The sequence below is a fragment of the Actinoplanes couchii genome (assembly GCF_016862075.1).
In the GTDB taxonomy this organism is placed as follows: domain Bacteria; phylum Actinomycetota; class Actinomycetes; order Mycobacteriales; family Micromonosporaceae; genus Actinoplanes; species Actinoplanes couchii.
This window is the reverse complement of the sequence record NZ_BOMG01000007.1, coordinates 21,421-46,900: the sequence shown is the minus strand read 5'-3', so window position 1 is coordinate 46,900 and position 25,480 is coordinate 21,421. Positions and strand designations below refer to the sequence as shown.

22 protein-coding genes and 2 tRNA genes are annotated in these 25,480 nt (G+C 69.5%); 12 read left to right on the top strand and 12 right to left on the bottom strand.

Annotation, left to right across the window (positions count from 1 at the left end):
• Window positions 1-9: 9 nt before the first annotated feature.
• From Aco03nite_RS01935 to Aco03nite_RS01925, 3 genes are all read right to left on the bottom strand, one after another.
• The gene (locus Aco03nite_RS01935; protein ID WP_203792809.1) at window positions 10-1,596 is read right to left on the bottom strand and encodes a methyl-accepting chemotaxis protein; all 1,587 of its coding nucleotides are present in this window, start codon (window positions 1,594-1,596) and stop codon (window positions 10-12) included.
• A 57-nt stretch (window positions 1,597-1,653) separates the two neighbouring features.
• Window positions 1,654-3,195 (bottom strand): DHA2 family efflux MFS transporter permease subunit, encoded by a 1,542-nt coding sequence (locus tag Aco03nite_RS01930; RefSeq protein ID WP_203792808.1) that lies wholly within the window; start codon window positions 3,193-3,195, stop codon window positions 1,654-1,656.
• A gap of 466 nt (window positions 3,196-3,661) precedes the next feature.
• Complete coding sequence (locus tag Aco03nite_RS01925) at window positions 3,662-4,093, bottom strand: MarR family winged helix-turn-helix transcriptional regulator (protein WP_203792807.1); 432 nt, start codon at window positions 4,091-4,093, stop codon at window positions 3,662-3,664.
• Between the two features lie 776 nt (window positions 4,094-4,869).
• Here Aco03nite_RS01925 and Aco03nite_RS01920 point away from each other — a divergent pair.
• On the top strand, window positions 4,870-5,100 hold the full coding sequence (locus tag Aco03nite_RS01920) for a hypothetical protein (RefSeq protein ID WP_203792806.1): 231 nt from the start codon (window positions 4,870-4,872) through the stop codon (window positions 5,098-5,100).
• A 407-nt stretch (window positions 5,101-5,507) separates the two neighbouring features.
• Here Aco03nite_RS01920 and Aco03nite_RS01915 read toward each other — a convergent pair whose 3' ends face one another.
• Entirely contained in the window at window positions 5,508-6,395 is an 888-nt protein-coding gene (locus Aco03nite_RS01915; RefSeq protein ID WP_203792805.1) for a TIGR02452 family protein, read from the bottom strand.
• A gap of 155 nt (window positions 6,396-6,550) precedes the next feature.
• Here Aco03nite_RS01915 and Aco03nite_RS01910 point away from each other — a divergent pair, with 155 nt between their 5' ends.
• The 4 genes from Aco03nite_RS01910 (at window position 6,551) to Aco03nite_RS01895 (ending at window position 10,095) form a co-directional block, all read left to right on the top strand.
• Complete coding sequence (locus Aco03nite_RS01910) at window positions 6,551-7,408, top strand: hypothetical protein (RefSeq protein ID WP_203792804.1); 858 nt, start codon at window positions 6,551-6,553, stop codon at window positions 7,406-7,408.
• A 61-nt stretch (window positions 7,409-7,469) separates the two neighbouring features.
• Window positions 7,470-8,324, top strand: coding sequence for an ABC transporter ATP-binding protein (locus Aco03nite_RS01905; RefSeq protein WP_203792803.1), 855 nt, complete (start codon window positions 7,470-7,472; stop codon window positions 8,322-8,324).
• Between the two features lie 38 nt (window positions 8,325-8,362).
• Entirely contained in the window at window positions 8,363-9,355 is a 993-nt protein-coding gene (locus Aco03nite_RS01900) for an aliphatic sulfonate ABC transporter substrate-binding protein (RefSeq protein WP_203792802.1), read from the top strand.
• Window positions 9,352-10,095, top strand: a complete 744-nt coding sequence (locus Aco03nite_RS01895) for an ABC transporter permease (protein ID WP_203792801.1) — start codon at window positions 9,352-9,354, stop codon at window positions 10,093-10,095. The genes Aco03nite_RS01900 and Aco03nite_RS01895 overlap by 4 nt, the downstream gene beginning before the upstream one ends.
• Here the strand turns inward: Aco03nite_RS01895 and Aco03nite_RS01890 are convergent.
• From Aco03nite_RS01890 to Aco03nite_RS01860, 7 genes are all read right to left on the bottom strand, one after another.
• A complete protein-coding gene (locus Aco03nite_RS01890; RefSeq protein ID WP_203792800.1) occupies window positions 10,090-10,923 on the bottom strand; it encodes an alpha/beta fold hydrolase in 834 nt (277 codons plus the stop codon). The genes Aco03nite_RS01895 and Aco03nite_RS01890 overlap by 6 nt on opposite strands.
• 33 nt (window positions 10,924-10,956) lie before the next feature.
• Entirely contained in the window at window positions 10,957-12,300 is a 1,344-nt protein-coding gene (locus tag Aco03nite_RS01885; RefSeq protein ID WP_203792799.1) for a ferredoxin reductase family protein, read from the bottom strand.
• Between the two features lie 71 nt (window positions 12,301-12,371).
• Window positions 12,372-12,442, bottom strand: a tRNA-Cys gene (locus Aco03nite_RS01880).
• Between the two features lie 17 nt (window positions 12,443-12,459).
• Window positions 12,460-12,543: transfer RNA gene (locus Aco03nite_RS01875), tRNA-Tyr, on the bottom strand.
• A 232-nt stretch (window positions 12,544-12,775) separates the two neighbouring features.
• Window positions 12,776-13,198, bottom strand: coding sequence for an RDD family protein (locus Aco03nite_RS01870; RefSeq protein ID WP_203792798.1), 423 nt, complete (start codon window positions 13,196-13,198; stop codon window positions 12,776-12,778).
• A 216-nt stretch (window positions 13,199-13,414) separates the two neighbouring features.
• The gene (locus tag Aco03nite_RS01865) at window positions 13,415-14,407 is read right to left on the bottom strand and encodes a TAXI family TRAP transporter solute-binding subunit (RefSeq protein ID WP_239144843.1); all 993 of its coding nucleotides are present in this window, start codon (window positions 14,405-14,407) and stop codon (window positions 13,415-13,417) included.
• Window positions 14,408-14,412: 5 nt separating this feature from the next.
• Window positions 14,413-16,485: a TRAP transporter permease gene (locus Aco03nite_RS01860; protein ID WP_203792796.1), complete on the bottom strand. Its 2,073-nt coding sequence runs from the start codon at window positions 16,483-16,485 to the stop codon at window positions 14,413-14,415.
• Window positions 16,486-16,594: 109 nt separating this feature from the next.
• Between Aco03nite_RS01860 and Aco03nite_RS01855 the strand changes: the two genes are divergently transcribed.
• Together Aco03nite_RS01855 and Aco03nite_RS01850 are read left to right on the top strand one after the other, a co-directional pair.
• Window positions 16,595-16,990: a type II toxin-antitoxin system TacA family antitoxin gene (locus tag Aco03nite_RS01855; RefSeq protein WP_239144842.1), complete on the top strand. Its 396-nt coding sequence runs from the start codon at window positions 16,595-16,597 to the stop codon at window positions 16,988-16,990.
• The gene (locus Aco03nite_RS01850) at window positions 16,987-17,508 is read left to right on the top strand and encodes a GNAT family N-acetyltransferase (protein WP_203792795.1); all 522 of its coding nucleotides are present in this window, start codon (window positions 16,987-16,989) and stop codon (window positions 17,506-17,508) included. The genes Aco03nite_RS01855 and Aco03nite_RS01850 overlap by 4 nt, the downstream gene beginning before the upstream one ends.
• A gap of 63 nt (window positions 17,509-17,571) precedes the next feature.
• Here the strand turns inward: Aco03nite_RS01850 and Aco03nite_RS01845 are convergent, their stop codons facing one another.
• On the bottom strand, window positions 17,572-19,839 hold the full coding sequence (locus tag Aco03nite_RS01845) for a beta-galactosidase (RefSeq protein ID WP_203792794.1): 2,268 nt from the start codon (window positions 19,837-19,839) through the stop codon (window positions 17,572-17,574).
• 277 nt (window positions 19,840-20,116) lie between these two features.
• Between Aco03nite_RS01845 and Aco03nite_RS01840 the strand changes: the two genes are divergently transcribed.
• The 5 genes from Aco03nite_RS01840 (at window position 20,117) to Aco03nite_RS01820 (ending at window position 25,472) form a co-directional block, all read left to right on the top strand.
• On the top strand, window positions 20,117-21,430 hold the full coding sequence (locus Aco03nite_RS01840; RefSeq protein WP_203792793.1) for an ABC transporter substrate-binding protein: 1,314 nt from the start codon (window positions 20,117-20,119) through the stop codon (window positions 21,428-21,430).
• A 65-nt stretch (window positions 21,431-21,495) separates the two neighbouring features.
• Window positions 21,496-22,467, top strand: coding sequence for a carbohydrate ABC transporter permease (locus Aco03nite_RS01835; protein WP_203792792.1), 972 nt, complete (start codon window positions 21,496-21,498; stop codon window positions 22,465-22,467).
• Window positions 22,467-23,303 carry a carbohydrate ABC transporter permease gene (locus Aco03nite_RS01830; RefSeq protein WP_203792791.1) on the top strand — a complete coding sequence of 279 codons (837 nt, stop codon included), beginning with the start codon at window positions 22,467-22,469 and terminating at the stop codon, window positions 23,301-23,303. The genes Aco03nite_RS01835 and Aco03nite_RS01830 overlap by 1 nt, the downstream gene beginning before the upstream one ends.
• Before the next feature lie 14 nt (window positions 23,304-23,317).
• Window positions 23,318-24,334 carry a LacI family DNA-binding transcriptional regulator gene (locus Aco03nite_RS01825; RefSeq protein ID WP_239144841.1) on the top strand — a complete coding sequence of 339 codons (1,017 nt, stop codon included), beginning with the start codon at window positions 23,318-23,320 and terminating at the stop codon, window positions 24,332-24,334.
• Window positions 24,335-24,374: 40 nt separating this feature from the next.
• Window positions 24,375-25,472 carry a glycoside hydrolase family 53 protein gene (locus tag Aco03nite_RS01820; RefSeq protein WP_203792789.1) on the top strand — a complete coding sequence of 366 codons (1,098 nt, stop codon included), beginning with the start codon at window positions 24,375-24,377 and terminating at the stop codon, window positions 25,470-25,472.
• The last annotated feature ends 8 nt before the right edge of the window (window positions 25,473-25,480 follow it).

The window sequence follows — 25,480 nt, the reverse complement described above, 5'->3', positions numbered from 1 at the left end:
CGGGGCCCCTCAGTGTCGGAACCCGCCGACCAGGACGGTGAGGTCCCCGGCGAGTCGGGTCAGGTCGGCGGCGGCCCGCTGGGAGGCGCGGGCGCCCTCGGCGGTGGCGGACGCGACGTCGGCGACCCCGGAGACGGTCCGGGCGACGTCGCCGCTGCCGGTGGCCGCCTCGGCGACCGAGCGGCTCATCTCGCCGGTGGTGGCGGTCTGCTCCTCGACGGCCGAGGCGATGGTCGTGGTGTAGTCGCCGATCCGCTCGATGACGTGGGTGATCTCGCCGATCGCGGCGGCCGCGGAGTTGCTGGACTCCTGGATCGCGCCGATCCGCTCGGTGATCTCCTCGGTGGCCTTGGCGGTCTGCTGGGCCAGCTCCTTGACCTCGCCGGCCACCACCGCGAAGCCCTTGCCGAGTTCACCGGCGCGGGCCGCCTCGATGGTGGCGTTGAGGGCGAGCAGGTTGGTCTGCTCGGCGATGCTGGTGATCAGCCGGACCACGTCGCCGATCTCCTGGCTGGCCACGCCGAGTTCGGCGACCTGGCTGTTGGTGCGCTCCACGACGGCCATGCCCTCCTGGGCGACCCGGGCGGCCTGCGCGGCGTTGGTGGCGATCTCGGCGATCGACGCGCTCATCTGGTCGGCGCCGGCCGCGATCGACTGGACACCGGCGTTGACGGTCTCGCTGGCCGAACTGGCCGACCCGGCCTTCGCCGCGACCTCGGCGACACCGGCCTGCAGCTGGGCGCTGACCGTGGAGAGTTCCTCGGAGGCCCCGGCCAGGGTGACCGCCGAGCCGCCGATGGTGCTGACCGTCTCGCGCAGCCGCAGGATCGCCGCGTCCAGGGCCCGGCCCATCCGTCCCGGCTCGTCCGTCGAGGTCAGGCCGGTGCTGCGGGTCAGGTCACCGTCGGCCAGCCCTTCACACACCAGGATCACCCGGCGCAGCGACCGGACGATGGCCCGGGACACGAACGCACCGAGCGCCAGGGCCGCCGCGATCCCGGCGACCAGCATCACGATGACCTCGATCCGGTTGGCCCGGTACCCGGCCGCCGCACTGCCCGCGTCCGACGAGGCGGCCTGCTGTTCGGCCGCCCCGATCGAGGTCAACAGGTCGGTCAGCTCGGTGACCACCGGACCGACCTGCTCGGTACGAATGGACCCCCAGGAGGCCAGATCGTTGTCCCGGGACGCCGGGATCAGCTTGTCCCGGGCGATCGTCACGTAGTCCTGCCAAGTGGCTCGCAACTTCGTCACGTTCTCGTCCGGCACCACCGGACCGGCCGCCTCGTACGCCGAGAATCCGCCCTCGACCACGGTGAGGTTCTCGCCGAACGTCTTCTCGTACCCGTCCTTGGCCGCCCGCTCCGGATAGACCGCGTGCAACGTCAGATCGAGCCGCGACTGGGTGATCCCGTTGCGGACCACGCCGAGCGCCGACACCCCCGCCAGGTTGCTGCCGTAGATCCGCTGCGCCGCGGCGCTGGCCTCGCTCAGGGCGCTCAGCCCCAGCAGCCCGACGACCAGCGCGACCACGGCCGCGACCCCGATCGACACCAGGATCTTGATGTTGACGCTGAGATCGGCCCAGAACCCCATGGCGGCGTCACCCCTTCCCTGCTCCCGTTCGGCACCGGAAGGCGGCCTGCTGAGGCCCTAGCTCTTCTTGATCCCCACTGCCGCGACCACCGCCCCGAGCAGGCACAACACTCCCGCCACCGACGCCGCCAGGTGCACGCCGCCGAGGAAGGCGGTGGCCGCGCCCTCGGTGACCGCCGCCCGTACCGCATCGGTCATGCCGTCCGCGACCGGCGCGACCCCCATCGCCACCGCGTCCTTCGCCCCGGCCAGCCCGGCCGCCATCGGCGCCGGCACTCCCGCCGCCGTCAGGTCACCGACCAGGGTCGATCCGACGCTGCCGCTGATCAGCGAGATCAGCACCGAGGTGCCGAGGGCGCCACCGATCTGCAGCATGGTGGCCTGCAGCCCACCGGCGACCCCGGCGTCCTTGACCGGCGCGTTGCCGACGATCGCCTCCGACGAGGCGGCCATCACCATGCCGATGCCCAGGCCGAGCCCGATGAACGACGGCCACATCGCCCAGTACCCGGAGTCGGCCGCCAGCCGGGTCAGCCCGAACGACGCGGCGCCCTGCAGCAGCATCCCCAGCGGCATCGTCAACCGTGGTCCGCATCGGTCGGTGAGCGCGGCGCCGACCGGCGAGGCGATCACCGAGGCGACACTCAGCGGCAGGGTCAGCACACCCGCCCAGACCGGGCTGAAACCGCGGACGTTCTGCAGGTACAGCATGATGTAGAAGATCGATCCGAGCAGCGTGAAGAAGTTGATCGCGGTGATCACCGCGCCGATGGTCAGCGCCGGGCTGCGGAACAACCGCATCGGCAGCAGTGGATGCTCGATCCGGGTCTCGTACCAGCCGAACAGCCCCAGCACCACCAGCCCACCGGCGATCGTGCCGATGGTGGACGCGCTCGCCCAGCCCCAGGTCTCGCCCTTGACCACGCCGAATACCAGGGTCAGCAGTCCGAGTGCGAGCAGCAGCACCCCCGGCACGTCGAACCGGTGCCGCCCGGTCTCATGACGGCTTTCAGCCAGAACCAGGGAACTGAACACCAGAGCGATGACACCGATCGGCGCGTTGATGTAGAAAACCGACTCCCAGCTGACGTGCTCGACGAGTAGCCCGCCGACGATCGGCCCGAGCGCGGTCGACACCGACGACACCATCGCCCAGATCCCGACCGCCATGCCGAACCGCTGCGGCGGGAAGGTGGCCCGCAGCATGCCCAGCGTGTTCGGCATCAGCAGGGCCCCGAAGAACCCTTGCGCGGCCCGGAAGACGATCACCCCTTCGATCGATCCGGCCAGCCCGATGGCCACCGACGACAGCGTGAACCCGGCCACCCCGATCAGGTAGTACCGCCGCCGTCCGAACCGGTCACCGAGCTTCCCACCGAGAATCAGGGCGGCCGCCAGGGCCAGCAGGTAGGAGTTGGTCACCCATTGCAGTTCGGCGGTGCTGGCGCCCAGGTCACGCCCGATCTCCGGATTGGCGATCGACACCACGCTGCCGTCCAGCCCGACCATGAAAAGCCCGAACGCGACAGCGATCAGAGTCAGCCAGGGCCGCCCCCGCCGCCCCACTCTCCCCGGCGCCGCCTCGACAGTCTGCGTCATCTTCTTTCTCCGTCTCAGCGCATTCTTGCGAACACCTTGACCCCGAAACCCCAAGGCGCATTTCTTCTTGTACGACCGGAAACGTCCCGCCAAAGCCCGGTCCGCCCCGTGACCATGCGCGGCGACGCAGGCGCCCCACCAGATCGTTGGGCGCTGCCGACTCATGCATGCCCCCGCGGCCCAACCCCCGCCAGGCGGTTCCCCCAGGAAGGCCACCACCAGACCGGCGGGCGCTCCCCGCACGGGCCACCGACCTCCGCAGACGGCCAGTTCCTGTCAGGCAGCCAGTTCCTCTGTCAGACCGCCGACCCCGCTGACCGCCGCTACCTGTCCGGCAGGCACTCTCCCTGCTGGACCGCCGACCTCGACTGACAGCCATTACCTGGCCAGCAGCCATCCCCTGGCAGGCCGCCGGCCTTCACTGACCATTACCGCCTACCCAGGCGGGAGGGGGACACCCGCAGGTTCAGGCAGGTGGGCGACGACCTCCGTCGCGGATGTGGCGGGCCACCTGATCCAACGCCGGCAACGCGGCCCGGACGGCGGCACGCTGCTCCTCGTCGAGGTCGTCGAGGGCCGCCGTGAGGTAGCCGGTGAAGAGCCCTTGAACAGCGTCCATCCGCCGCCCGGCCTCTTCGGTGGCATGCAACCGCACCACCCGGCGATCCCGCTGATCCGCCTCCCGCCGCAGCAACCCTTCGTTGACCATGGCGGTGACCAGCGCACTGGCATTGTTCGGTTTGAGCTGAAGATCATCAGCCAACTCCCGAACCGTGGTCCCCGGCCGAGCCTGCACCTGCCAGAGCACAGCAATCTGGACCTCAGGCGGCTTCGGATGAACAAAATCGGTCTCCACCCGACGCTCCAGACTCCGATGAAGCTGATGCGCCAGATGCATCAGACCCACCGCGGTCCCACCGTCCTCACTCATGCCACCCATTATTAGGTATGACGGCATACCTATTTCAAGCCCATGCGTCCCTGATCACGTAACCGAAGCCCGGACAAGGGCCACATGGTCAGCGAGGGCGGTAGGACTCGCGGGCCTCGATCAGCCCCAAACCCCCAGCAGCCAACCAGCCCCGCCTGGAATGGCCGAACTACTCGCGGTGGCCGGACGGCTCAGGGCGGCAGGACGGCTCGCGGTGGCCGAGCTACTCGGGGCGGCCGGACGGCTCACGGTGGCCAGACGGCTCGGGGCGGCGGGACGGCTCGGGGCGGCAGGACGGCTCGGGGCGGCAGGACGGCTCGGAATAGCGAGAAGCATCCGGACGACGGGAAACCTCAGGACGGGGTGAGGCCGACGGATGCCAAGACTGCTCAGGATGACGCGACACCGACGGACTCCGGAACTCATCCGGATGGTGCAGTGGCGACGGGCGCAAGGGCTCCGGATGATGCGATGCCGACGGACGCCGGGACTCCTCCGGATGACGCGACGGCGACGGACGCCGGGTCTCCTCCGGATGACGCGACGGCGACGGGCGCGGGGGTGCCTCGGGACGACGAGACGCGGAGGTGCGGCGAGGCGTGAACGAAGGTGGAGTCGCGGGCGGGCGTGAGGGCGCGGACGAGCGTGGGGACCTCGCGGAACGGGGGATGTAGCGGACCGCTGGGGTTACTCGTATGCGCCGCAGGAAGGGGGTGAACGGGTCGCCGAAAGTTCGGGCCGCCGTGTTCAGGAGTAGGGCCGCGGCGACCATGCCCACCACCGGCATGCCGATGAGCAGGGCGATCACGCCGATGGTCAACCCGGCCCAGACCATGACCCGCAAGCCCACGTCGGCGACCCGGATGCCACTGGGGCGCTGCCTGGTCCAGACCGGCAGAAACGACGACACCAACGCCAGCCCCACCGCCCCGAGCATCGCCGCGACCGTCAGGAACGCCTGCGACCAGTGGTAGTGCTGCCCCACCGCCCAGGCGCCCGAGACCAGCACCCCGAACCAGATCTTGGCAAGCGCCCAGCGCCCGAATCGGACCAGCACATCATCGGTACCCGTCGACATGACGAACTCCAGCCGGACACGGTGGGCGCACAGGCGGTAACCGGAACCCTACCGCCCGCAGCACACTCCCGCCGGAAACCCGACCACGGCTGTGGACAACATCCTGTGGACGCGGAGAAGAGCAGCAGCCAAGGCGGGGAAGGTGCTCAAGGGCCGGGATTTTCTACACAAGGCGGCGGGCAGGAGGAAGACGGCCAGCCGCCGGAGGACCGCGGGGAGACAATCAACCACCCGAGGACCGCGGGGAGACGATCAGCCGTTCGGGACCGAGGGACAGTTCAGCCGCGCCGGGGGCGGAACAGGTCAGTGGAAGGTGGCGCGGAAGGCGTCGCGGATGGTTTCCCGGCGGTCCAGGATGGCGAACACCACCCGGTCGAATGACGGGACGGCGGTCAGGGCCGCGGCGAAGGCCTGTGCCACCTCGGACGGGTCGTTGCCGAAGACACCGCAGCCCCAGGCGCCCAGGACCAGGTTCCGGTGGCCGTGCGAGGCGGCCACCCGTAGGACCCGTTCGGCTCGGGCGGTCAGCGCGCCGGAGACCTGCGGCAGAAGGTGCGGCTGGTCGCGGACGATCATGGCCCGGTTGGGGGCGGCCGCGGTCAGGAAGGAGACGGGGTACGCCGAGGGCAGCAGGCGGCCCCGGTCGTCCCGGAACACCGGCACCTCCGGTGAGTAGATCACCCGGTCGGTGTAGAGGATGCCGCGATCGGCCCGGTGGAAGGCGTAGAAGTCACCGGCCGCCCGCAGCGAGGGGTAGATCGCCGAACTCCGCGCGATGCTCTCCTCCTGGGCTTGCGCTCCGTTGAGGAAACCACCGCCCGGATTGCGGGCCGACGCGAAGTTGAGGCAGGCGACACCGGCCCCGAGCCGGCGTGCCGCGTCAAGGCTGCTCTCCCCGGTGATCTCGACGGTGACCGCCCTGCTCGCCGCAGAAGCATCCGAGGCCACCGGCCCCGGCCCCGGCGAAGCAGCCGCCGCCCAGGCCGCGATCGAGGACGAGGGCGGAGGTGAGGCGGAGGCTGCCGGCAGTAGTGGCGGCGGAAGGCTGTCGTCGGGTAGGTACAGGCGGGTGCCGGTGACGACGTGAGCCACCTGCACGGAGATGTCGACTCGGCCGGCGGGGCCCTCGTACCAGCCGCGCTCCACGATGGAGACCGTTTCGTGGGCCATTCCGCGCAACCTGCCACTCATGTCAGTGATCATGAAGTAAGGGGACGCCGGGGTTCCAGCGATTTTCTCCTACGCCCGGCGGCGTAGTCGAGGAGAAGGCGGGGCACTGCGGGCGTAGGAGGGGATACCGCTGGGGGCGGATGACGGGTGGGTGCGGGGACGGAAGGCTGCGCGCTATGACGCGACTTGACGTTCCGGCGGCTCGGGTGGCTCAGCGGGTTCCGGGGTTCGTAGTTCTTGTCGGACTGGTTCTGATCATTTCCGGGGTGCTGCATCTCGGGGTGTTCCTTGTCGACGACACGTCCTGGTACGGGCCCGTCTCCTGGCGTAAGCCGGTCACGTTCGGGCTGTCGTTCGGGATCACGCTCATCAGCATCGGATGGGTTGTCGGGTATCTGGAGATGGGGCGGCGGCTCAGTTCCTGGCTGCTCGGGGTGTTCACCGTGGACTGCGTGGTCGAGGTCGGCGGGATCACCCTGCAGGCCTGGCGTGGGGTGCCGTCGCATTTCAATACCGAGACTCCGTTCGATCGGGGGGTCGCGATGACTCTCGCGGTGGGTGGGGCCGTGCTGGTGGGCACGCTCGGCACCTATGCCCTGGTGGCTCTGCGTGGGTGGAGGCGCGGGGCCGGGCGGGTTCGCGGGGACTCGGCTGAGCGGCTGGCGGTGCGGGCCGGATTCGCTCTGCTGCTGGTCAGTCTGGCTTCCGGTGTGGCGATGGTGGCTCGCGGGACGATCCTGTTCCGGACGGTGAGCCCGGAGGTGGCCTACGAGACCGCGGGTGCGCTCAAACCGGTGCACGGGGTGGCTCTGCACGCGGTGCTGGTGCTCCCGCTGCTGGCCGTCGCGCTGCGCCGGCTGAGCCAGGCCGCACCGGGCCCGGACACGGCGCGCCACGGTGCGGCGACGGCCGGGGAGCGGGAAGGCGGGCGGTGGGCTCGGCTGGATGAGCGTGGGCGGGTGCGGATCGTCGGGTGGGCTGTCGGGATCTATGTGGCTTGCACCGTGCTGGCCTTGGTGTTCTCCCTCACCTGACCCCGCATCGACGTATTTACACTCTAGTAAATCAATAGGATTACTAGGTACGCTGCGCCGCATGAGTGCCGTGCCGCTGCAGATCTCCGGTGTCGGGCGGGAGTTCGCCGCTCGTGGGCGGCGGCATGCCGTGTTGTCCGGGATCGACCTGGACGTCGCGGCCGGCGAGGTGGTTGCGCTGCTCGGGCCGTCGGGGTGTGGCAAGTCGACACTGCTGCGGATCGCCGGTGGGCTGGACCGGCCCACCTCGGGCAGTGTTCGGGTGGACGGGCGTGAGGTTCGCGGGATCGAGCCGCGCTGTGCCGTCGTCTTTCAGGAACCTCGTCTGCTGCCGTGGCGGACGCTGGAACGCAACGTCGCCTACGGGCTGCCCCGGGACGTCACCGGTGAAGCCGCCCGGGCCGAGGTCGCGCACTGGCTCTCCGTCGTCGGGCTCGGGGACTTCGCCGGACACCGGCCCCGGCAGGTCTCCGGCGGCATGGCGCAGCGGGCCGCGCTGGCCCGGGCCCTCGCCCGGCGGCCGGGGGTGCTGCTGCTCGACGAACCGTTCGCGGCCCTCGACGCGCTGACCCGGCTGCGGATGCAGGACCTGCTGGCCGAGGTGCAGCGCGAGGCCGGGACGACGGTGCTGCTGGTGACCCACGACGTCGACGAGGCGCTGCATCTGGCCGACCGGGTGGTGCTGCTGGGGCACACCCGGCCCGACGAAAAGGCCGCCACGCCCGATGAAAAGGCCGCCACGTCCGTGGAAAGGACCGCCACGCCCGGCGAAACGACCGGTGCGAGCAGCGTTCGGCTGGTGCTGGACGTGCCGGGTGGGCGGCCACGGGACCGCGGCGATGCCACGCTCGCCGCTCTCCGCTCGTCGCTGCTGGCTGAGCTCGGGGTTCGTACCGCAGCAACCGCAGTGTCCTGAGCCCGGGCCACCGCCCCACCGCAAGTGGAAGGACCGAGATGAAGATTGTGCGTGCCGTGGTCGCGGCGGCGACCGCGACCGTCCTGTTGACCGGATGTGTTCAGGGTGAGAAGACGCCCGCGACCGACGGCGGAACGGTGTTGCGGCTGGACTACGCCTACTACAACCCGGCCAGTCTGGTGCTGCGTGAGCAGAAGTGGCTGGAGACCGAGCTGGCCGGCCGGGGTGTCACGGTGAGCTGGCAGCTGTCGGCGGGCAGCAACAAGGCCAACGAGGCGCTGCGTGCGGACGCGATCGACGTGGGTTCGACGGCGGGCGCGGCGGCACTGGTGGCCCGGGCGAACGGGGCGCCGATCAAGACGATCGACGTTTTCAGTCAGCCGGAGTGGGCGGCGATCGTGGTGCCGAAGGACTCCACGGTCACCTCGGTGGCGCAGCTCGAGGGCAAGCGGATCGCCGCCACGAAGGGCACCGACCCCTACTTCTTCCTGCTGCAGGCGCTGGACGAGGCGGGGCTGAAACCGGCCGACGTGACGGTGACGAATCTGCAGCACGCCGATGGAAGAACCGCACTGGAACGTGGTGATGTCGACGCGTGGGCCGGTCTCGACCCGCTGATGGCGACGTCCGAGGTGGATGCCGGGTCGAAGCTGATCTACCGCAACGTCGGGTTCAACTCCTACGGGGTGCTCAACGCGCGGGAGGCGTTCCTGGCCGAGCACCCGGATCTGGCGCAGGCGGTGGTCGACGCGTACGAGAAGGCCCGGCAGTGGATCAAGGACAATCCGGACCAGGCGGTTTCCCTGTACGCCAGGGAGGCCAAGATCTCCGAGCCGGTCGCGAAGTCGGTGCTGACCGAGCGCACCCGTCTCGACGTCGATCCCGTTCCGGGGGCGGCGCAGCGGGCGGTCTTCGAGAAGATCCTGCCGGTGCTGGTCGCCGACGCCAACGTGAAGAGCGAGGCCGACGCCCGGACCGCGATCGACACCCTGTTCGAGCCGAAGTACGCCACCGCACGGAACGTTTCGTGACCCTGCGCGCCGTCGGTGTCGTCCTGCCGGTGCTGCTGCTGGCCGGATGGCACCTGCTCGCGTCGGCGGGGATCTACTCCCCGGCCCAGCTGCCGCCGCCCGGTGAGGTGGTGACGGCGCTGGGCGAGCTGGTCCGGCGCGGCGAACTCTGGCACCACCTGGCGATCAGCACCCAGCGGGTGCTGATCGGGTTCGCCGCGGGGTCGGTGCTCGGGCTGGCGCTCGGCGGCCTGGTCGGGCTGTCCCGGACGGTGCGGGCGGCACTGTCCCCCACGATCCAGGCCGTCCGGGCGGTGCCGTCGCTGGCCTGGGTGCCGCTGCTGCTGCTCTGGCTCGGCATCGGCGAGACCCCGAAGATCGTGCTGGTGGCGATCGGGGCGTTCTTCCCGGTCTACACGACGGTGTCGGCGGCGCTCGCACACATCGACCCGCACCTGATCGAAGTCGGACGGGCCTACGGTCGGCGGGGCCTGCCGCTGCTGGGCACGATCCTGTTCCCGGCGGCCACCCCGGCGATCCTGTCGGGGCTGCGGCTGGGGCTGGCGCAGGGTTGGCTGTTCCTGGTCGCTGCGGAGCTGATCGCCTCGTCGATGGGGCTGGGTTTCCTGCTGATCGACAGCCAGAACACCGGGCGCACCGACGTGATGCTGCTGGCCATCATCCTGCTCGCGGTGCTCGGCAAACTGAGCGACACCCTGCTGAGCTTCGGGGAGAACAGGCTGCTGGCAAGCTTCTCATGAGGCGATCAACCGGCGGATCTCCGCGACGATCACGTCGGGGTCGGTGAACGGGACGTCGTGCGCCGAGTTCGCGGCCAGGGCGTGCCGGCCCGACGGGGAGGTGCCCGCGCGGTGGGCGTGGGAGGCGTTCGCCGCCGCCCGGTCGGTGGTGCTCATCCCGCCGCCGGGGCGGGCGCCGGAGATCACCGTTACCGGGACGGCGCCGGGAGCCGGTGGATCGGTGCGCCACGCTGCCAGCTCGTCCATGAAGGTGCGGGCCTGGTCGGCCGCGGTGCGCATGACCTGTGGCGTGAAGGCCTCCCGCCGCATCTCCGCGCGCACGTCGTCCGGCATCACCGCCAGCTGGGAGCGGAACAGCAGGTGCAGGACACCCAGCCGGGCCAGGGCCGTGCCGGCGCGCAGCGACAGCCGTTCGTTGCGGCGGAAGCTCTCGGCGAACACGACCTCGGCGGCCTCGTCGATCGGGTCGACGAGCACCAGGCCGCTGATCCGTTCCGGACGGCGGGCGGTGGCCAGCCGTACGATCGGGCCGCCCGCGCTGTGTCCCACCAGGATGACCGGGCCCGGGCCGAGCGTGTCGAGGAGATCGTTGAGGTCGTCGGCCATCCGGTCCAGGGTGCGCCCGGCCGGGTCGGGGGCGCTGCGGCCGAGACCGGACCGGTCGTAGGCGACGGCCCGGGCGAACGCGGCGACCCTCGGCTGGACGAGACTCCAGCTCAGCCGGGAGGCGGCCGCCCCGGCTTCGAAGACCACCGTCGGCGGCGCGTCACCCAGCGTCGTGGCGTGCAACCGGCGGCCGTCCCGGGTCGGAACCCACAGCGACGTCATCCCCCGATTATCGAGCACCTCGCTGGAAGGAGATCACCCCGCCAGACGGAAGAGTTCGGCGTGGACCTGCCGGGACGGGACCTTGAGTTTGCGCAGCGCTGCAAGAACCGCGCTGGTCAGGGCGTGCGGGCCGCAGACGTACACGTCCCGGGTGGTGATGTCGGGGACCATCCGGAGCAGGTTCGGCGGGTGGAAGGGCTGGTTGCCGGGCCCGGTCCGCCCGGTGATCACGTGCAGGCGAGCGCCCCGGCGGGTGGTCAGGTTGCGGATCTCGCCGAGCAGGACGGCGTCGGCGCCCCGCCGGACCCGGTAGATGACGATCGTGTCGGAACCCAGCGCCGGATCTTCCAGCAGGGACCGGATCGGGGTGACGCCGATGCCGCCGGCGATCAGGAGCGTGGGCCGGCAGGTTCGGGTGGCGAGCGTGAAAGCCCCGTACGGTCCTTCGGCAAAAACGCGCGCGCCGATCGGCAGATCCCGCAAGCCCGCGCTGGTGGTGCCGACGGCTTTTGCGGTCAGCCGCAACGAGCGGTCGTTCGGCGCCGCCGACAGGGAGAACGGATTGACCTGCCACCAGCGGTGGTGGCCGGGGAACCGCCACAGGAAGAACTGCCCGGCCCGCGCCTGCAGCCGGTCCAGATCACGCCCGGTGACGTGCACGGACACCACGTCGTCGGACTCCGGGACGACCGCGGCCACCCGCAGCCGGTGCCGGCGGTTCCGGATCAGCGGGACGATCAGCCGCCCGGTCAGGAGCGCGCCGAGCGCGGCGGTCCACAGTCCCCACCAGTAGATCCGCGTGACCAGGTTGATCGTGAAGGCCGTCCCCTCGTACACCTGGTGGATGATCCCGAGAATCAGAACCACGTAGAGCAGCAGGTGTACGGCATGCCAGGTCTCGTAGGACAGGCGTCGCCGGGCGATCCGCACCGACAACCCGGCGATCACCACGATCAGACCCACGGCGATCATTCCCAGCAGTACGGGTACCTGCCGGGACAGTGCCGCCGCCGTGGTGAGCACCGGCACCCGGTCGTACCGCGCGAATCCCAGCACGACGAACGACGGGTGCAGAACCGCCAGCCAGAACACGGTGAACCCGGTCCACCGGTGCCAGCCGGTCAGGCGGTCCATGCCGAACGCCCGGTCCAGCAGCGGCAGCCGGGCGACGAGCAGCACCTGCACCGTCATCATGAACGCCAGGTAGAGCCCGAGCAGCCGCCCGACCTGCCCGAACACGTTGTGGGCGGGCGTCACGCTCAGGAACAGCAGGTGGATGATCGCGAGGTTGCCCAGCAGGTAGGCCCCGACGGCGAGGTGCGCGAACATCCTGAGTCGGTTACGGACGGCGACGAACGGCTGAGCCACGGCGATCATCCCGGTTCTCCCCCGGTTGAACTCCCATCTTCCGGGGTGTACCGCTGGTGACGCCGTCAGGTTCAAGACAGAGACCGCAGCCGGATTCGAACCGGCGTGGACCGATTTGCAATCGGCTCCCTGACCACTCGGGCATACGGCCGTGCTTTTCGTCGTGCGTGCGGGCGGCAGGATTCGAACCTGCTCAGCACTCAGGCAACCGGTTTACAGCCGGGTCCGACTCTCCGTCGTCGGCGCGCCCGCGGGAAAAGAGAACTCTGGGGACAGAGAATCTCGGGGAAAGAGGAACTCGGGGAAAGAGAACCGCCCGCCCCTGATGATCAGGGACGGGCGGCGTGAAGAAGACGCTGCGAACAGCCTCAGCCACACCACCGGTCCGGGGCGTAATAGAGACAGCGCATGATTGCTCTCCTCAGAGGTCGTTCGAGCTGAGATCGACAGTAGTCGCGGCCCGGAGGCCCCGGCAACCGATTAATCAGACGCGGACGACGAGGGTTTTCGCGGCCATGTCACCGAGGCGGCGGCGCTGGCCCGAGTTGACCACGATGATCAGCCCGACCAGGTAACCGGCGAGGCCGTCGATGATCCGCAGCGCGGTCCGGACGACGGCCGACACCAGGCCCGCGGAGCCGCCCTCCCGGCTGACCACCCGGATGCCGGTGGCGTACTTGCCGACGGTGCGGCCGGTCGTCCCCTCGAGCAGGATGTAGTAGCCGAGCACCACGACCGCGACGGTCAGGCTGCCGTTGAACGAGAGCTGGGTCAGGTCCCGGCCGCCGGTCGGCACGTCGACGCCGAGCACGTTGATCAGCACACCGAGCACGATGCTGTCGATGATGGTCGCGACGATGCGCCGCCCGGTGACCCGCGTGTTGAGAGAGGGCTGTGGATGTCCCATCACCACAGCCTAACGCCGGTGATCAACGGTGCTCAGCGGAAGCGGGCGTCAGTGGCCAGGCCGGCCAGCTCGGGGGCGGTCCGGGGCAGGGACACCAGATGATTCACTCGCAAGCTCGCTCATGCCGTTGCCCCCATCCTGTCGGTCGGGGTGATCACGAGCCGACAGGATGGGAGGGTTGCACGGCGGAACGAACTTTCTACCGCGGAGCGTTTTCTACTGCGGAGCGCCCAGGTCGTCCAGCGCCTTGGCGGCTCCCCGGTGGACCGGCACCGGCGCGGTCTTGCGGGCGGTGTCCAGGCTGATCTCCTCGGCGGCCGCGTTCGCCTGTTCCAGTTGCGGCTTACGGTCGAAGAGCGCCCTGGTCAGCACGCATGCCACGTTCGCGTCCAGGTCTTCGCGGACCAGGAGCACGTTCGGTACCACGATGGTCTTCACGTCGGCCGCGGTCCGGTACGTGGCGGCCGGGATCGTACCCTCCTGATAGACCTCGTTGATCTTCTGCATCGCGGGCAGGAGCGGGGTGATGTCCAGGAATTCGACCTGGCCCGCGCCGGTGGTGAGCAGATCGGTGATGCCGGGGGTGGGCAGGCCGCCGGACCAGAACAGCGCGTCGATGGTGCCGTCCTTCATCCCGTCGACGGTTTTTGTCAGGTCCAGCTTCTGCGCTTGCACGTCGGTGTCCGGTTTCAAGCCGGCCGCGGTCAGCAACCGGTTCGCGATCACCTCGGTTCCGGACTTCGGCGAGCCGGTGGAGACCCGTTTGCCCTTCATCCCGGCGACGTCCTTGATCCCCGCCTCCTTGCGGACGATCACCTGCGTGTAGTTGCTGTGGATCCGGGCCAGGGCGGCCACCGGCTGCTTCTCGGTGAAGCTGCCGGTGCCGTTCACCGCGTCGGCGGCGGTGTCGGCCAGGGAGAACGCGACACCGTAGGTGCCGGCCACCAGCTGCTGGACGTTCTGCACCGACGCGCCGGTCTCCGAGGCGGTGGCCTGCACGTTCTTGCCCGTGGTGTTGACCTGTTCGGCGTACGCGTTGCCGAGTGCGAAGTAGACGCCGGTGGCGTTGCCGGTCGCGATGCCGATCCGGGTGGCCTGGCCGACCTCGCAGGTGACGGCGCCGCCGGTGTCGGTGGTCGCCGTGTCCTGCCGTCCACCGCACGCCGTTGTTGCGGTCGCCAGTGCGGTTACGAGCAGGATTCTCGTCATTCGTCTCATGCTTCTCCTCCGGGAGGGGTGGTGCGGCAAGGGCGAACTTCAAGGGGGGTCTGTGGTCCCGGTTCCGGGACGGGTTCCGGCCGCGCGCCGGGTCGCGGCCGGTGCAGAGCCGCGGTGAGTACGGCCACCGACAGCACCGCGATCCCGGCCACCACGGCCACCGGCTCCAGGTAGAGCAGCAGCAGCCCGGCGAGGCCGGCGAGCACCCGGCTCACCACACCGGCCGGTCCGATCCCGATCACCCAGCCGCCGGTCGCGATCGCCAGAGCGAGCACCGCCGTCGCGGCCGCCAGGGTCGTCCACAGCACCCCGGTCCACGGCCCGCGGGCCAGCAGCAACCCGCCGTTGGCGGTGAGCACGAAGGCGATCGGGGCGAGGAAGGCGGGCAGCGCGTACTTCAGCGCCTGCCACATGGTGGGGACCGCCCGGCCGCCGGTGATCGCGCTCGCACCCACCGCGGCCAGCGCGGTCGGCGGGGTGACCTCGGACAGCACCGAGTAGTAGAAGACGAACATGGCCGCGGCCGGCGCCGGGACGCCGAGTGTGAGCAGGGCCGGCCCGATGATCACCCAGCCGATGATGAAGCTGGCCGTCACCGGGATCGCCAGCCCGAGCAGGGCCAGTGCGATCGCGGCCAGCACCACGGTCAGCGCGAGCACCAGCTGCGGTTCGTCGGTGACCGCTTTCGCACCGTTGACCAGCAGCGAGGCGAGTTGTGCGCCCAGGCCGGTCTTGGTGGTGGTGGCGGTGATGATCCCGGCGGCGGCGCACACCGCGACCACCGGCAGCACCCCGCGCACCCCGGCGGCCAGCGCCGCGAAGACCCGCTGCGGGGTCAGCCACGCGCTGCGGTCCAGGAACGACAGGGCGGCGGCGAGGATCGTCGCGTACACCACCGCCCGGGTCGCGCTCTGCCCCAGGGCGAGCAGCACCACGATGACGATCAGTGACGAGAAGTGGTACCCGAACCGGAGCAGCAGCCGCCCCGCGCTCGCCTCCGGCGCGTCCACCGCCCGCACCCCGAACCGCCGCACGTCGATCTCCACCGCGAGCAGGATGCCCAGGTAGTAGAGGACGGTCGGGATCATCGCCCAGCCGAGCACGGTCAGGTAGGAGACGTTCAGGTACTCGGCGACGATGAACGCGGCGGCCCCCAGCGTCGGCGGCGACAGGATCGCCCCGACCCCGGCGGCGGCCAGCATGCCACCGGCCTGCTCCGGCGGGTAACCGGCCCGGCGCAGCATCGGCCAGGTGACCGCGCCGACGCTGACGGCGGTCGCGGTCCCCGATCCGGAAACCGTGCCGAGCAGGAAACCGGCGGCCACCGCGGTGCGCCCGGCCGCACTGCGCGATTTCCGGAAGGCGGCCACCGAGAGGTCGACGAAGAATCGGCTGGCACCGGAGAGATCGAGGACCGCGCCATAGATGGTGAACAACACGATATAGGTGGCGGCGACGTCGAGCGGTGTTCCGTAGAAGCCGCTTCCGGAGTTGTAGAGCGCGTCGACGATCTGCCCGAAGTCGAGTCCGGCATGCGCCACCGACCAGGTCTGCGGTAACAGGCCGCCGTAGTAGCCGTACCCGAGAAAGAGCAGGCAGACCGCGGGCAGCGCCCAGCCGGTGGTGCGGCGGCAGGCCTCGACCACGAGGATCAGGAGAACGGCGCCGAAGGCGACGTCGACGGGTTCCAGCAGACCCTGCCGGTCCAGGAAGGCGTTGTATCCGCCGGCCACCGGATAGAGGCAGACGGCGAGCGCGGCGACGGCGAGAAGCCAGTCGGTCCCGGTCGGCGATTCACGCCCCTTACCCCAGCCTGATCGGTACGCCAGGAAGCACAGCGGCAGTGTCCCGGCCAGGAAGATGATCAGGTAGAACTGGCTGCCCTGGGCCAGCGGCCGGAAGACCTGCCACAACACGAGCACCGCAACCGCGAACGCGACGACCGAGACGGCGGCGCCGACCCGCCCGCCGAGCACCCGCGCGGGCCGCTCCTCGTCGTCGTAGTGCACAGCGGGCGACGCGGCCTCCACCTCCGCCTCCCCGGCGGCAGAAGATCGATCATCACCCATGAAACGGACAGTACTATGCGCCCACCTCCCTGTAACGATCCCACCGCCACCCCATGACGCTTTCGTTACCGAGCCCTTCGACTCCGGCGCGCCGGACAGACTGTCTGCTTTGCGGCACATCCGCCGGTACAACATGAAAGTCATGACGATCATTGCGTGCGCCGAGCGGCGGAGCGACGTGCCGACTGGCGTACATTGTGCGTACGATCGCAACATGGAGGCCAAGGCGGAACGACTGCACCTACGGTTGGACACGGAGCAGAAGGCACTTCTGGAGGCGGCCAGCCGGGCATCGGGCGCGAGTGTGTCGACGTTCGTTCTCAAAGCGGCGACCGACGCGGCGGCCGACGTGCTGGCCGACCGGCGGGTGTTCCTGCTGGACGAAGAGGCCTGGCAGGTGTTCGACGAGGCCCTCCAGCGACCGGAACAGGATGTCACCGGGTTGCGGGAGCTGATGTCCCGGCCGACGATCCTGGATGCCCGGCCGGATGCGGAAGGGCAGTGAGTCTCCGGTTCTCACCGGTCGAGCCGCTGACCGCGGCGCACGTCACGGCCGGTTTCGACTGCGGATCCACCGCTCAGTCCGTCTGGCTCGCCGAACACGCCCTGCAGGCGCACCGGGCGGGGCTGTCGAGGGTGTACGTCGTCAGCAACGCCGGTCATCCGGACCAGCGGGTGGCCGGGTACTACTCGCTGGCCGCCGGAAGCGTCGCACCGGCGGACGCCTCGCCACGGCTCAGACAGGGTGCCGGCCGCTACCACCAACCGGTCGTCATCCTGACCCGGCTCGGCGTCGACCGGAGCGGCCAGGGCTGCGGGCTCGGTCGGGCGCTGGTGGTCGACGCGCTGCGCCGGACCGCAGCGGCCGCCGAGGTCATCGGGGTACGGGCGGTGCTCATCCACTGTGAGACCGAGGTCGCCCGCGACTTCTACCTGCGACTGGCGAAGTTCGAGACGAGCCCCACCGACCCGATGCACCTGCTACTGCTGATGAAGGACCTCCGGCGCGCCCTCGACGGCTAGCGGGAAAGTCGGAGGGGAGCGCGACCCTGGCGGTGAATCGCGCTCCCCCGGCCCCGTGTGGTGTTACGGGGTGAAGGTCGTGGTGGTGCGGGTCACCACCTCGACCGTGTCGATGGACAGCAGCTGGGTCTCCGCCTCGGTCAGGCGGTTGCGGACCTCGGCGGGGACCGAGACCGGGGAACCCGCGGCCAGCGGGAGCAGGTGCAGGGTCAGGTCGGATTCCGGGGTCCAGCCGATGTCGGTCAGGTTCACCGTCCAGACCGCGCCGTCCCAGTAACGGTCGGTCACCGGGGTGTCGTCGATCCTCAGTTCGCCGATGTCGCCGGCCCAGCGGATGCGCAGCAGCGGGTCGGCGGAGCGGTCGGCGGCCGATGCGGGCAGGGTCAGGCGGTGGACCGCGGCCAGCTCGGCGAAGACCTCGGGGGACGGGGCGGACGGGCGGCCCTCGTGCTTGCCGTAACTGACCGGGACCGTGGCCGCGGCGGGGCGCAGTTCCTCGACCGTGACCGGCTCGACGAAGGACGAGACGGCCGGCCCCTCGGCGATGGAGGAAGCCGCGGTGGAAGCGGTGACCGGGGTGGAAGCGGCGGTCACCGTGGTGAAGGTTCGGGACGCGGGGGTGTAAACGCGTACGTCAGCGGGCTTTGAAGCCTTCACCGTGACCGTGCCGCCGGCGTCCCACTGCAGCTCGTCCTCGCTGAGGAAGAGGCGGCGGTTGCCGTCCTCGGTCACCCAGACCTCGGCGGCCGACGACGACGGGAGGACCAGGACGTCCAGGCCGCCCAGGGACAGCGGCGCGAAACCGGGCTCCACCGTGTGAACGGTTTCGGACACGGCGATCTCGGCGGGGATGCCGGGCTCGGCGATCAGGACCAGGGTGGGTACGCCGCCGGTTTCGCCCGGAAGGCCGGATTCGCCGGGCAGGACGGTCAGGGCCGAGGCGGTGGCGTACCGGACGGTGACGCCGCCGAGGGTGAGGTGGAGCGGCCAGCGGGCCAGCGTCCCGGGCTGCACGTCGACCGGCTGCGCCGGGAACTCGATCTCGGAATCGGCCAGGGCCACCCGGAACCGGGCGCCGGTGTAGACCGGGAGCGGGAAGTGCGGCTGGTGCCAGGCCAGGAACAGGAAACCGCTGGTGCCGTCGCTGCGCAGCGCGAAACGGAGTGTCGACGAGTCCTCGACCCCGGTGGGGCGGATCGCCGGCAGGCTGGACGGCATCTCGGCCAGGGTGTGACCGAACGCGGACAGGAACGCGTGCTGGCGGCGCAGGTGCGCGTGGCTGGCCGCGAGGGTGCCCGCCTCACCGATCGGGGCGTGGAAGTCGTACCCCAGCGGGGTGATGTCGTTGGGGTAGCCGGTGGCGTGGGATTCCTGCAGGTCACGGCCGGGGTTGGTGCCGCCGGCGTACATGTAGTAGCCCTGCCACGCCGACCCGTTGCCGATCTTGCAGTGGGCGATGGTGGCCACGTCCAGGGCCTCCGGGCGCGGGCGGCGGTGGTACGCGGTGGCCATGCCCCCGCCGAGCTCGCAGGTGGCGGCCGGGAACAGGTCCGACGGGGTGCGCGGTCCACCCGATGCGGCCTCGATCGCCTGAGCACGCCGCACGTCGGCGCCGATGCCCGCATCATCCCAGATGTGGGAGAAGAAGTAGTGGTCCCGGAATGTCGGATCCCAAGGGGCGTCGGCGTCGACCCAGAAGCCGTCGCCGTACCCGCCGTAGAGGGGCAGGACCTCCTCCTCGGGCAGGTCGGCGCCGCCCCACGCGGTGGCGGTCCAGAGCGGCGCGGACAGTCCGGCCTCGCGGGCCAGGCGCTTGAGGGTGACCAGGTGCTGCGGCTGGTCGTACAGCTCGTTCTCGAGCTGGAGGCCGATGACCTTGTGGATCGACGGCGCGACGGCCGCGCCGACGGCGGTGAACCAGCCGGTGACCAGGGCGAGGTAGTCGGGGTCGTCGGTGCGGTGCCGCACCGGGGCCTGCTGGACCCAGTCGGGGAAGCCGCCGTTGCGGGCCTCGCCGTGGCACCAGGGGCCGACGCGCAGGACCACGTCGAGGCCGGTCTCCACGGCGAGGTCGACAAACGCGGCGACGTCGAGGTTGCCGTCGAAGCGCGCGGGCTCGCCGGCGGCCGGCTGGTGGTGCAGCCAGAACAGGTAGGTGGCCACCACGGTGACACCGCCGGCCTTCATCTGGCGCAGTCGCTCCGCCCAGCGCGCGCGGGGAACCCGGCTGTAGTGCAACTCGCCGGAGACCGGGATGACCGGAACGCCGTCGCGGGTCAGGTAGCGACTGGTGAGCGACAGGCCGGGAATCGCGTCCTCGGTGTTGCTCATCCGTGGCTGCTGCAGCGGAGTCGCCCAGGCTTGGTGGCGAACAAAAAGCGGCTCAGGCCACGACATGGGATCACTCCTTGCTGGTTTGGCTGTAACCGGTCACAGGCCGGTCGCCTCGCACGATACACAGGCGTAACGGGTTGGACGCAAGGGCTTGACACATCGCCGTAACACCAGCACTGTAACCGGTCACAGGGGTTGTGCTGAGCGACACGCTTCCGGCGCAGCATCCGTCTCCGGCTTCCCGCTTTCCGGCCAAGCCGACCAAGGAGGATCGATGAAGAAAAAATTCGCACCGCTGATGGCGGCAGTCACCGCAGCGGCTTTGTTCACCGTTACCGCGTGCAGCAGCTCCGACTCCTCGGAGGAAGGTGCCGTCGACCCGAACGAGAAGGTCTCGCTGACCTACTGGACCTGGACTCCGAACATGGACAAGGTCGTCGCGGCGTGGAACGCGAAGAACCCGAACATCCAGGTCACGGTCAACAAGCAGGACGGCGGTGACCCCGCGGTCACCAAGCTGCTGACCGCGGTCAAGGCGGGTTCCGGCGCGCCGGACATCATGCAGGCCGAGTACCAGAAGGTCCCCACCCTGGTCTCCGCCGACGCGCTCGCCGACATCTCCGCCGAGGTCGGCTCGCTCAAGGACAAGTTCCCGGCCGGCGCCTGGAGCGGTGTCTCGCTCGGCTCGGACGCGGCCTACGGCGTCCCGCAGGACTCCGGCCCGCTGATGTTCTTCTACCGCTCCGACGTCTTCGAGAAGAACGGCCTCGCGGCCCCGAAGACCTGGGACGACTACGCCGCCGCCGCCGAGAAGATCCACAAGGCGGACGCCAAGCAGTACCTGGGCACCTTCTCGGCCAACGATGCGGGCCTGTTCACCGGTCTCGCACAGCAGGCCGGCGCCTCCTGGTGGGGTGTGAACGGCGACTCCTGGACCGTCAACATCAACGACGCCGCCACCCAGAAGGTCGCCTCGTACTGGGGTGGCCTGGTGGAGAAGGGCGTCATGGACAACAAGCCGATGTACACCCCGGAGTGGAACGCGGCCCTCAACGACGGCACCCAGGTCGGCTGGGTCAGCGCGGTCTGGGCGCCGGGTGTGCTCGACGGCAGCGCCAAGGACACCAAGGGCAAGTGGAAGGCCGCCCCGATGCCGCAGTGGGACGCCGCGGCCCCGAAGACCGGCGCCTGGGGCGGTTCGGCCACCAGCGTGACCACCCAGTCGAAGCACAAGAAGCAGGCCACCCAGTTCATCACCTGGCTGAACAGTGACCCGGAGGCCCTGAAGCTGCTCGCCGACACGGCGTTCATCTACCCGGCCGCGAACGACGCCACCAGCGTCCTGACCGAGCCGCCGGCGTTCTTCGCCGACCAGGCCGACTACTACACCATCGCCGGTGAGGCCTCCAAGCAGCTGTCGCCGTTCACCTACGGCCCGAACGTGAACGTCGCCTACAGCGCGTTCAACGACGCCTTCGCCAAGGCCGCCGAGGCGAAGAAGGCCGCCGCCTTCACCGAGTCCCTGGCGACCATGCAGAAGACCACCGTCGACGACATGAAGAACACCGGGTTCAACGTCGCCGGATGAGTTCGTCTCCGGGTGGGCCGGCCCCCTTCGTGCCCACCCGGAGCGCTCCGAAAGGAAGATCGGCGATGTCGCTGACAAGCACCGCACCGAGGAAGACCGAGGCGCCCCCGGCGGGCAGCCCCCGGCGCCGCAAGGCGAAACGAGCCGGTACCCCGTACGGCTTCCTCGCCCCCGCCATGATCCTGTTCGCCGCGTTCCTGGCCGCACCGATCTTCTACGCGGCCTATCTGAGCCTGCGCAAGGTCAAGGTGAGCGGCCTGGGCCTCGGCTCCAAGTCCCGCACCGAGATCTGGGCCGGGCTGGACAACTACACCCGGTCGCTGACCGATCCCGAGTTCCTGCCCAGTGTGGGCCGGGTCGGGGCGTACGGCCTGATCGTGGTCCCCACCATGCTGGGCCTGGCCCTGATGTTCGCGCTGCTGCTGGACGCGAACCGGACCCGGGAGTCGATCGGCAAGTTCGCCCGGATCTCGATCTTCCTGCCGTACGCGGTGCCGGCCGTGGTCGCCTCCCTGCTCTGGGGCTTCCTCTACCTGCCGCGGGTCAGCCCGATCAACGACATCGCCGAGGCTCTCGGGTTCGCCGGCCCGAACCTGCTCTCCGCCGATCTGACGCTGTTCGCGGTCGCCAACATCGCGATCTGGGGCGGCACCGGCTTCAACATGATCGTCATCTACACGGCGCTCAAGGCCGTGCCGACCAGCCTGTACGAGTCGGCCCGGATCGACGGCGCCTCGGAGATGGCCATCGCCTGGCGCATCAAGATCCCGATCGTGATGCCGTCGCTGGTGATGACGTTCGTCTTCTCGCTGATCGCCACCCTGCAGGTGTTCGCCGAGCCGATGACGCTGCGCCCGCTGGCCAACACGATCTCCACCACGTGGACGCCGCTGATGAAGGTCTACCGGGACGCGTTCGCCCGCAACGACATCTACGCGGCCGCCGCCACCTCGGTGATCATCGCGCTCGCCACGTTCATCCTGTCCTTCGGCTTCCTGAAGCTCGTCGGGCGCCGGGCGTTCAACCAGGAGGACTGATGCACGCCATTAAAAGGAGCAAACTCGCCACGCTCCTGCTCATCCTGGGCGCCGCCTACTGTCTGCTCCCCGTCCTCTGGGTGCTGATCGCGTCCTCGAAGAGCGCCAGCGAGCTGTTCTCCACGTTCACCCTGATGCCCAGCACCCACCTGTGGGACAACCTGGTGGACCTGAACGGCTACCGGGACGGCCTGTACTGGCGCTGGATGGCGAACACCGCCCTCTACGCCGGTGTCGGCGCCGCCGCCTCCACGCTGATCTCGGCGATGGCCGGGTACGCGCTGGCCAAGTTCGACTTCCCCGGCAAGAGCGCCGTCTTCAACACGATCCTGGCCGGTGTCCTGGTACCCGGCGTCATCCTGGCCATCCCGCAGTACCTGCTGCTGGCCAAGCTGGGCATGACCAACACCTACTGGGCGGTGCTGCTGCCCAGCTTCATCAGCCCGTACGGCATCTACCTGGCCCGGATCTTCGCGGCCGCGTCGGTGCCGACCGAGATCCTGGAGGCGACCCGGATCGACGGCTCGGGAGAGTGGCGCACCCTCGGCACGGTGGTGCTGCCGATGATGCGGACCGGTCTGGTGACGGTCTTCCTCTTCCAGTTCGTGGCGATCTGGAACAACTTCATGCTGCCGTACATCATGCTCGGCGACGACCGGCTCTACCCGATCACGGTCGGCCTCAGCGGCCTGCTGAACCAGGGCGCCAGCCAGCCGGCCATGTACACCGCGGTGGTCACCGGAGCGCTGGTGTCGATCGTCCCGCTGATCGCGCTGTTCCTGACCCTGCAGCGGTACTGGCAGGTCGACCTGGCCGCCGGCGGAGTGAAGGCCTGACTATGATCCCGAACGTGTCGCGTAAACGCCCCACCATCCGCGATGTCGCTCGCGAGGCGGGGGTCTCCTACGCGACGGTCTCCCGGGTTCTCAACGGGCGCGACTGGGTCAGCCCGGAGGCGGTCCGCTCGGTCACCGACGCCATCGCCCGCACCGGTTACACGGCGAACCCGCATGCGCGGTCGCTGGCCACCGGCAAATCCGGGTCGATCGCGTTCCTGCTGACCGAGCCGCAGCACCTGCTGTTCGAGGACCCGAACTTCGCGGTGCTGCTGCGCGGGGTGGCCCAGGCGCTGTCCGACCAGGGGCTGACGCTGATATTGATGATCGCGTCCACCCCCGAGGAGCGCGAACGGACCGTCACCTACCTGGGTGGCGGTCACGTCGACGGGGTGCTGCTGGTGTCGCCGCACTCCGGTGACCCGCTGCTCGGGCAGCTGGTCCGGGCCGAGATCCCGATCGTGGCCTGTGGTCAGGTGCTCGGGTTCGAGGACTCGATCAGTTCGGTGTCGTGCGACGACTGGATGGGCGGGCGGATGGCCGTGGAGCACCTGCTCGCGGCCGGCTGCCGGCGGATCGCCACCATCACCGGGCCGCAGGACCAGTTCGGCGGGGTGTTCCGGCTGCGGGGTTACACCGACGCGCTGCTCTCGGCCGGGATCACCGTGGACCAGGCGTACATCGCGCACGGCGACTGGAGCCGGGAGAGCGGCGCGGCGGCGATGCGCGAGCTGCTGGCCCGGGTGCCGGACGTGGACGGGGTGTTCGCCGCCTCGGACGCGATGGCCGCCGCGACCCTGCCGGTGCTGCGCGAGGCCGGCCGGGACGTGCCGGGTGACGTGCGGGTGGTCGGGTTCGACGACTCGGTGCTCGCGGTCACCACCGAGCCGACGCTGACGACCGTGCGCAACCCGATGGAACGCATCAGTGAAGAAATGGTCCGGCTGCTCACCGACGTGATCGCCGGGCGTACCCCGCTCTCCATCACGGTGCCCACCTCACTCGTGGTGCGAGGCAGTTCCCCCGCTTAAAAATACGCCCTTTTTGTCACGGAAGACGAAATGGAGTGTCATGAAACCGTCCCTCATTGCCGCCGCTTTCCTCGCGGTGGCGCTCATCCCCTCCCCCGCCGTCGCGCATCAGAAATCCTCGTGGGAAATGCGCGGCGCCGACGTCTCCACCCTGCAGAGGTCGGTCGAACTCGGGCAGAAGTTCTACGACGCCCGGGGAAAACGCGACAATCCCTATGACATTCTGCGGCAGGCCGGCGTCAACTATGTGCGGCTGCGGATCTGGAACAACCCGACCAGCGGCTATTCGAACAAGGCGAAGGTGCTCCAGCAGGCCCGCGCGGCGAAAGCCAAGGGCATGAAGCTGCTGATCGACTTCCACTACTCGGACACGTGGGCCGACCCGGGAAAGCAGTTCATCCCGTCAGCCTGGGCCGGACACGATCGGGAGCAGCTGGAGAAAGATGTCTACGACTACACGTATGACGTCTGCAATTCTCTGAAGAAACAGGGCACGACCCCGGACAGTGTGCAGATCGGCAACGAGATCAACAGTGGCATGCTGTGGCCTGCGGGGCAGGTGAACAACAGCGACTTCGGGCCGCTGACAAAACTGCTCAACGCCGGTTATGACGCGACCAAGGCCTGCAACCGGAAGACCGGGGTCATGGTGCACACGGCACTGGCCGGCAACATCGACGCGGCGCACTGGTTCTATGACGGAATCTCGGCGGCCGGAGCGAAGTGGGACATCACCGCACTGTCCTACTACTGCATGTGGCACGGGAGTCTCGACAACCTGGCCACGGTCGTCGGTGACGTGAAAGCCCGGTACGGAAAGCCGGTCGTGATCGCCGAGACGGCGTATCCGTACACGACCGAGAATTACGACCATCTCGAGAACATCATGCTGTCCGAGGCCCCGTGTGACGGAATCTCCGCCACGAAGAAGGGCCAGGCGCAGCAGTTCGCCGCCGTGCAGACCACGGCGAAGAAGGCCGGCGCCATCGGTGTCTTCTACTGGGAACCCACCTGGACCGCGATCCCCCGCAACGGCTGGGACACCGAGGACATCGAGAACTCCGGCAACGCCTGGGAGAACATGGCGACATTCGACGACAGCGGGCGCATCAATCCCCTGATCCGCTGGCTCCGGTAAATCCCCGT

Bases quoted from the DNA above. Each gene is read 5' to 3' on its own strand.
- Aco03nite_RS01865 (WP_239144843.1), bottom strand. From the start codon at position 14,407: ATGACGAGAATCCTGCTCGTAACCGCACTGGCGACCGCAACAACGGCG.
- Aco03nite_RS01820 (WP_203792789.1), top strand. From the start codon at position 24,375: ATGAAACCGTCCCTCATTGCCGCCGCTTTCCTCGCGGTGGCGCTCATC.
- Aco03nite_RS01935 (WP_203792809.1), bottom strand. From the start codon at position 1,596: ATGGGGTTCTGGGCCGATCTCAGCGTCAACATCAAGATCCTGGTGTCG.
- Aco03nite_RS01900 (WP_203792802.1), top strand. From the start codon at position 8,363: ATGAAGATTGTGCGTGCCGTGGTCGCGGCGGCGACCGCGACCGTCCTG.
- Aco03nite_RS01930 (WP_203792808.1), bottom strand. From the start codon at position 3,195: ATGACGCAGACTGTCGAGGCGGCGCCGGGGAGAGTGGGGCGGCGGGGG.
- Aco03nite_RS01845 (WP_203792794.1), bottom strand. From the start codon at position 19,839: ATGAGCAACACCGAGGACGCGATTCCCGGCCTGTCGCTCACCAGTCGC.
- Aco03nite_RS01870 (WP_203792798.1), bottom strand. From the start codon at position 13,198: ATGGGACATCCACAGCCCTCTCTCAACACGCGGGTCACCGGGCGGCGC.
- Aco03nite_RS01840 (WP_203792793.1), top strand. From the start codon at position 20,117: ATGAAGAAAAAATTCGCACCGCTGATGGCGGCAGTCACCGCAGCGGCT.
- Aco03nite_RS01905 (WP_203792803.1), top strand. From the start codon at position 7,470: ATGAGTGCCGTGCCGCTGCAGATCTCCGGTGTCGGGCGGGAGTTCGCC.
- Aco03nite_RS01915 (WP_203792805.1), bottom strand. From the start codon at position 6,395: ATGAGTGGCAGGTTGCGCGGAATGGCCCACGAAACGGTCTCCATCGTG.
- Aco03nite_RS01830 (WP_203792791.1), top strand. From the start codon at position 22,467: ATGCACGCCATTAAAAGGAGCAAACTCGCCACGCTCCTGCTCATCCTG.
- Aco03nite_RS01910 (WP_203792804.1), top strand. From the start codon at position 6,551: ATGACGCGACTTGACGTTCCGGCGGCTCGGGTGGCTCAGCGGGTTCCG.
- Aco03nite_RS01860 (WP_203792796.1), bottom strand. From the start codon at position 16,485: ATGGGTGATGATCGATCTTCTGCCGCCGGGGAGGCGGAGGTGGAGGCC.
- Aco03nite_RS01885 (WP_203792799.1), bottom strand. From the start codon at position 12,300: ATGATCGCCGTGGCTCAGCCGTTCGTCGCCGTCCGTAACCGACTCAGG.
- Aco03nite_RS01925 (WP_203792807.1), bottom strand. From the start codon at position 4,093: ATGCATCTGGCGCATCAGCTTCATCGGAGTCTGGAGCGTCGGGTGGAG.
- Aco03nite_RS01835 (WP_203792792.1), top strand. From the start codon at position 21,496: ATGTCGCTGACAAGCACCGCACCGAGGAAGACCGAGGCGCCCCCGGCG.
- Aco03nite_RS01890 (WP_203792800.1), bottom strand. From the start codon at position 10,923: ATGACGTCGCTGTGGGTTCCGACCCGGGACGGCCGCCGGTTGCACGCC.